We start from the raw sequence: 6,852 nt of genomic DNA on the forward strand, positions 1-6,852 counted from the left end.
GAATTTATCATTCAGGCACAGAGCGGAGAACCGTACGATGTAGAAAATCTGCCGGAGGAAACCATCCCTTTTTATATGATATTTCTCATTTCGCTTGTGGTCGGATTTGTGATCGCGCTGATCGTAACCGGAGTAATGAGAAGCCGGATGAAGACTGTACATATGAAGCCGGATGCAGCAGATTATATGAAAGACGGAAGTCTTCATATTAACAGAAGCCGGGATATATTTCTGTATCATCAGGTCACACGTACGGCGAAGCCGAAGGAAGAGAGTTCCGGTGGCGGTGGAAGCAGTACCCATACAAGTTCTTCGGGTGAGACGCATGGGGGTTCCAGTGGATCATTTTAACCGACTGGCATGACATATAAAAATCCTGATCTTTTATATTATTTTATGGGATAACCATAAAATGACAGGAAAGATTGGGATTTTATTTTGCGCAAAATTACGGATACCGGTTGCAAGACATCAGAGAATATGATACAGTACAAGGTGGTTTGTTTTGTGTAGAGACAGTTGTCCGGCAAAAAGAAAATAAACTGCGAAGCGGATTGCAAATATCCGCCTGACGATAACAGATTTCTGCACAAAAGAATTATAAAATGAAATAAAAAACAGAAATAATGGAGAGGACATGAAAAAATACGTTGATAATTTTATGCAATACCGGTTTCTTTTGTCAGAACTGGTAAAAAAAGGGATTAAGCTGAAATACAGACGTTCTTATCTGGGAATGATATGGTCTATGCTGGAGCCGCTTCTTACCATGATCGTGCTTACAATTGTATTTGGTACTTTGTATGGAAATACAGACAGGACTTTTCCTGTATATATCCTGACAGGACGACTCTTGTACAGTTTCTTTTCACAGTCCACCAAGGCCGCTTTGAAATCTATACGTCAGAACTCGGCAATGATCAAAAAGGTATACGTACCCAAATATTTGTATCCGCTGTCCAGTGTGCTTTTTAACTATGTGATCTTTCTGATCTCACTGATCGTACTGGCAATGGTGAGTGTGATACTTGGTGTAAAGCCTACGTTCTATCTGCTTCAGGCACCAATCGCACTGATACTGATTCTTATTATGTCATATGGATGCGGAATGATCCTGGCAACAATAGGTGTATTTTTCAGAGATATGGAATATCTCTGGTCTGTAGCACTTATGCTGGTTATGTATACATGTGCGATTTTCTATTATCCTGAAAAGCTTTTGAAGAGTGGATGGGCATGGATACTGAAATATAACCCATTGTATTGTGTGATTGATATTTTCAGATGTTCAGTATTTGGAAAAGCGATGAATATTCATTATTTTGCATATGCACTTATCTTTTCCGTTGTGGCAATGGTGATTGGATTATTCTGCTTCAAGAAGAAACAGGATGATTTTATTCTTTACATCTGAGAACTGAGACAGAAAGCTGCAGGGCAGCGGAACGAATTATTTTTGAAAAATAAGGAGAAAAAATGAGCAAACAACCAGCGATTATTGTTGATAATGTGAGTATGAAATTTAATCTCAGCAAAGAGAAAGTAGACAGTCTGAAAGATTATATTATCAAGTCAATTAAAAAAGAGATTAAATATAATGAATTCTGGGCTTTGCAGAATGTGAGCTTTACAGTGGAAAAAGGAGACAGGGTAGGAATCCTCGGACTGAATGGTGCAGGAAAGAGTACTCTTCTTAAGGTTATCGCAGGCGTTTTCAAACCAACAGAAGGTTCAGTTACAAAACATGGGAAGATGGTTCCGCTTCTGGAACTGGGTGCAGGCTTTGATCCACAGTATACAGGAAAGGAAAATATTTATCTTTACGGAGCAATGCTTGGATATTCCAAAGAATTTATTGATGAGAAGTATGATGAGATCGTGAAATTTTCTGAACTGAAGGATTTTATTGATGTGCCGATCAAGAATTATTCATCAGGTATGAAATCCAGGCTTGGATTTTCGATTGCTACAGTGGTGTCTCCTAAAATTCTGATATTGGATGAGGTATTATCTGTAGGTGATGCGAAATTCCGTAAGAAGAGTGAGAAGAAAGTACTCAGCATGTTTGATTCGGGTGTAACAGTGTTGTTTGTCTCTCATTCTCTGGGCGCAGGTTCAGAGAATCTGCAATAAGGCGATGATCCTTGAAAAGGAAAACTGATCGCTTACGGAGATATTGATACGATTTCTGAACAGTATGAGAAAATGACTAACTGACAGGGACAGACAGAGATATCTGTCTGACAGAGAAAAAATTTAAGAAGTCAGAAATATCCGGAGGAGTATATGACAAACGGATTAAAAAAAGAAGATTCAGCAGCTTTAAAAGGTCTTGCAGTGTTACTGCTGATCTTTCACCACTGCTATCGTCTTGCAGACAGAATCGAAAGATATCAGGTGGATCTGTGCGGGCTGACAACAGAACAGCTTGTTGCTATTGCGGAATGCTGTAAGATCTGCGTGGCAATATTTGCATTTGTATCCGGTTACGGGCTGTTGTATGGATATTCGGCTAAAATGAAAAATAAAGAAAAGTATGCAGTATCAGAATGGATATCCGGACATCTTCTTTCCACTATGTCCGGATTCTGGTTTATGGCAGCTGTATCCTATCTTATTTACTTTGGACTTGGACTTAAGGATCCGAGCAAGTGGGGAGAAACCTTTTATGAAAGAGGATTCGCCGTATTTGCAGATATACTGGGAATCTCCAGACTTTTGGAGACTGAAAGTCTTAACGGGGCATGGTGGTATATGAGTGCTGCGTTTGTATTTATTATATTGCTTCCTCTGTTAGATGGGACGATTGAGAAATTTGGAGGCATATTCTGTATTGCAGTTATCTTTTTGCTTCCGAGAATTTTAGGTATTGGATTTCAGGGAGGCTCAAAGCCATATTCATTTCTTTTGATATTTGTGGCAGGAATGTTATGCTGTAAATATAATTTCTTTCAAAAATTGCATGAATACAGTCGGAAAAAATTAAAATTCATCTGTTTGTCTGCTTTACTGTGTGCCGGCCTTTTCCTGTACCATAAAATCGACCTGAAAATTTTCTGGGAATTTCGGTATGCACTTGTTCCATTCCTGCTGATTCTCTTTTGCGTTGAATATTTGTTCAGGATTACGCCTGTATCCTTGTTCCTTCAGTATCTGGGCAAGCATTCCATGAACATCTGGCTGGTACATACATTTGTGAGAGATTCTCTGGGAAAATATGTATTTGCATTAAAAAAATTCTGGCTGATTCCTGTTGCAGTTCTTGTGATTTCGCTGGGAATCAGTTACTGCCTGGATTTTCTTAAGAAGATTACAGGATATCAGAAACTGATACGGCTGTTAAAGAAAAAGGTGACGGAACATTATGCGGTACGGGAATGATTTTTCGAGAGGATCGCAATAGGATTCAGAGTGGACAATAGTGACGGATGGGAGAGCGTATCATGAAAATACTGCAGATTGGAATGGGAAATGTTGCCGGAGGTCTGGAAGCATTTGTGATGAATTACTATAGAGTTCTGGTGCATATGGATATACAGTTTGATTTTGTGTGTATGTATGATAAAATTGCATATGAAGAGGAAATCAGGAAACTGGGTGGAAGGATCTACTATATTCCAAATGTAAAAAAGAACTATCAGGGCTATATAAAAGAACTGAAAAAAATATTAAAAGAAACAAAATATGATGCAGTACATGTAAATATGCTTTCAGCTGCAAATATTGTTCCGTTACGTGTGGCTCATACAATGAAAGTGCCAAAGATAATTGCGCACAGCCACAGCTCTTCCTGTCCCGGACTGATCAGAAAAATCATGGACAACTGGAATAGACCAAAGATTGCAAAATATGCTACTGACAGGATTGCATGCGGAGAAATGGCGGGCAGGTGGCTGTTTGGAGATAAAGCTTTCCAAAGCGGTCAGGTTACGTTGATCAATAATGCCATTCAGGCAGAGAAGTTCAGTTTTTCAGAAAAAGACAGAGATTCACTCAGAAAGGAACTGGGATGGGAAAATAAAACAGTGATCGGTCATGTAGGAAGATTTGATATTCCGAAGAATCATGACAGAATGCTTGATATTTTTCAACAGATCGTTTCCGAAAAAAAAGATGTGATGCTGTGTCTGGTAGGTCCAAAGGAAGGTCTGTACAAAGAGATAAAAGAGAAAACAGTTCAGAAAGGACTGGAAGATAAGGTATATTTTGCCGGTAAACAGGAGAATATCCGCAGGTATTTATCTGCTATGGATGTTTTTCTGTTTCCGTCTGTTTTTGAGGGTGTGCCATTTGCGCTTATTGAAGCCCAGGCAAATGGACTTGCCTGCGTGATGTCAGAGGCGGTGTCTGAGGAGGCAGTTGTTTTTCCTGAGAGAGTCAGACGGCTGTCACTTGACAGAGATAATATACAGTGGGCGGCAGCAGTGATGGCAATGAGTTCTATGAACAGAGAAGCGGCTGATCTGATAAAGAAGCGGCTGTCAGATACGCATTTTAACATTGAGACAGAGGCAAAACGTTTGAAAGATTTATATTATCATACGAGGTAAATTACAGATGGACAAGATTGATTTTGTATTGCCATGGGTGGATGGATCAGACTCAGCCTGGATAAAGCAGAGAAATGAGTATCTGGGAATTAAAAATGACCAGACACAGGACAGCAGATTTCGGGACTGGGAAAATCTGCAGTACTGGTTCAGAGGTGTTGAAAAATTTGCTCCATGGGTGAATCATATATATTTTGTGACATGGGGGCATATCCCTTCATGGCTGAATACAGATCATCCGAAGCTGACAGTTGTAAAACACGAGGATTATATTCCGAAGCAGTATCTGCCCACATTCAGCAGTCATCCCATTGAACTGAATATGCATCGGATCCGAGGTTTATCCGAACAGTTTGTATATTTTAATGATGATACCTTCATCATAAATAAAATGGAACCGGAAGACTTTTTCAGAAATGGTCTTCCAAGAGACTATTGTATAGAAACAGCGTTGGTACAGGATGATATCAATAATCCGTTTGCCTGCATTCTTATGAACAATGCGGCACTTGTAAATATGCATTATTCAAAGAGAGAAGTGATTGGCAGAAACTGGAAAAAATGGTTTCATCCTGCATATGGAAAAATGGTATTCAGAAATATGCTGATGCTTCCGTACAGGGAGTTTTCCAGTTTTAAATATTCTCATATCTCAAGCTCTTTTTTGAAGAGTACCTTTGAAGAAGTGTGGAGGGAAGAAGGTGAAGTGCTGGACAGAGTATGCAGGACACGATTCCGTTCTCCGGGGATGTAAATCAGTATGTGATGAAATACTGGCAGTATATGGAGGGAAAATATGAACCTCAATCACCGAAAATCGGGAAATTTTTTACCATAGGTCTTCACGACCGGCAGATACATGATGTACTCAGAAATCAGAAGTGTAAAATATTGTGTATAAATGATACGGAAAATATAGGAGATTTCAGACAACAGAAAAGAAATATCAAAGATTCTTTTGAGAGTATCCTTCCCGAAAAGTCTGCATTTGAATTATCTTACAAAGATTCCGGAGGCATGTATGACAAAAAGTGCGATTAAAAAATATACGGAAAGGCTGGGCTTTTTCGGAATGATCCTGCACTGATATCGGTCGTTTTATGACAAAAACAGAGCAGCAGGTCATTGGAAAGCTGACTGTGCGTTTTGGAAAAGTAAAGAAAAACCGGCTTGTGTTTAAAAATCGGGAAATGATGGACTGCACAGATAATCCGGAAGCTTTTTATGAATATCTTATAAGTTCCGGGTATAATAAAAAATATGAGATCATCTGGCTGGTCTCTGAAAAAAGAAAATTCAGAAATCAGAATACCGGAAATGTAAAATTTGTAACTGCTGAAAATAAATATGGATGGAGTAGTCCGCTGGCATATTATTATGGTGCTACAGCCGGATTTTTCTTTTATTCTCATAACAGTGCAGGACTGAACAGGTATCGGTGTAAAGGACAGACAGTTGTAAATCTGTGGCATGGGTGCGGTTATAAAGATGCAGAGCAGGGAAAGAAAAAACAGAATATAAAGCCTGATTTTGACTATGCACTTGTTCCCGGACCGGTATTTGTGAAAACGAAATCCGGACTATGGAACTGCGAACCGGACAGGCTGTTAATGATGGGATATCCCAGATATGACTGGATGCTGCATCCGTCAATGAGTAAGGATGAAATTCTGGACAGTCTGTTCGGATGGAAAGGGAAAAAAGCTGTTCTGTGGATGCCGACTTTCAGAAAAAGTGATCTGGGAGGGTGTGCGGAAAATGAAATTGAGCTTCCCTGTCAGCTTCCGGCAATACAGAATATGAACGAGCTGAAAGAACTGGACAGTTATCTAAGGGAGCAGGAGATTATTCTGATCATAAAGAAGCATCCGCTTCAGACGGAATGGGATGAGAATGAACAGGAGTTTACCAATATACGTTATGTTGCGGAAGCCCTGTTGGAGAAAAAACAGATAAAACTTTATGAACTGATAGGGATCAGCGACGGTCTGCTCTCTGATTACTCGTCAGTGGCAGTAGATTATCTGCTGTTGGACAGACCGCTTGGATATGTGCTTGCGGATTACAATATATATAAAGAAAAAAGGGGATTTGTATTTAAAGATCCGCTGGAATATATGCCGGGTGAGAAAATCTATAATGCCTGTGATATCAGAAAATTTATGAAACATCTGACTGATGGAACAGACAGTTACCGGCAGGAGAGAGCAAAGAATCTGAAACAGATGCACAATAAAACAGAAAACTATTGCAAAAGGCTTGCAGATTATTTACAATTGTAGCTGTTATATGAATGCGAAGA

General features: G+C 39.4%; 6 protein-coding genes and 2 pseudogenes. All 8 read left to right on the top strand.

Annotated features, from left to right (window positions below):
- A pseudogene (locus tag AC075L_RS20320) lies at positions 1–351 on the top strand (TPM domain-containing protein); the annotation flags it as partial.
- Between the two features lie 286 nt (positions 352–637).
- The gene (locus AC075L_RS20325) at positions 638–1,414 is read left to right on the top strand and encodes an ABC transporter permease (protein ID WP_008703542.1); all 777 of its coding nucleotides are present in this window, start codon (positions 638–640) and stop codon (positions 1,412–1,414) included.
- Between the two features lie 62 nt (positions 1,415–1,476).
- Positions 1,477–2,217, top strand: a pseudogene (locus AC075L_RS20330) (ABC transporter ATP-binding protein).
- 69 nt (positions 2,218–2,286) lie between these two features.
- Positions 2,287–3,381 (top strand): acyltransferase family protein, encoded by a 1,095-nt coding sequence (locus AC075L_RS20335; protein ID WP_476388095.1) that lies wholly within the window; start codon positions 2,287–2,289, stop codon positions 3,379–3,381.
- Positions 3,382–3,443: 62 nt separating this feature from the next.
- Positions 3,444–4,550 carry a glycosyltransferase family 1 protein gene (locus AC075L_RS20340; RefSeq protein WP_182447983.1) on the top strand — a complete coding sequence of 369 codons (1,107 nt, stop codon included), beginning with the start codon at positions 3,444–3,446 and terminating at the stop codon, positions 4,548–4,550.
- 7 nt (positions 4,551–4,557) lie between these two features.
- Entirely contained in the window at positions 4,558–5,304 is a 747-nt protein-coding gene (locus AC075L_RS20345; protein ID WP_476388096.1) for a stealth family protein, read from the top strand.
- Positions 5,271–5,591, top strand: coding sequence for a hypothetical protein (locus tag AC075L_RS20350; RefSeq protein ID WP_476388097.1), 321 nt, complete (start codon positions 5,271–5,273; stop codon positions 5,589–5,591). Before AC075L_RS20345 ends, AC075L_RS20350 begins: the two co-directional genes overlap by 34 nt.
- 59 nt (positions 5,592–5,650) lie before the next feature.
- A complete protein-coding gene (locus tag AC075L_RS20355; RefSeq protein WP_476388098.1) occupies positions 5,651–6,832 on the top strand; it encodes a CDP-glycerol glycerophosphotransferase family protein in 1,182 nt (393 codons plus the stop codon).
- Positions 6,833–6,852: the final 20 nt, after the last annotated feature.

The sequence above is a fragment of the Blautia sp. ZXY-1-B12 genome (assembly GCF_056339915.1).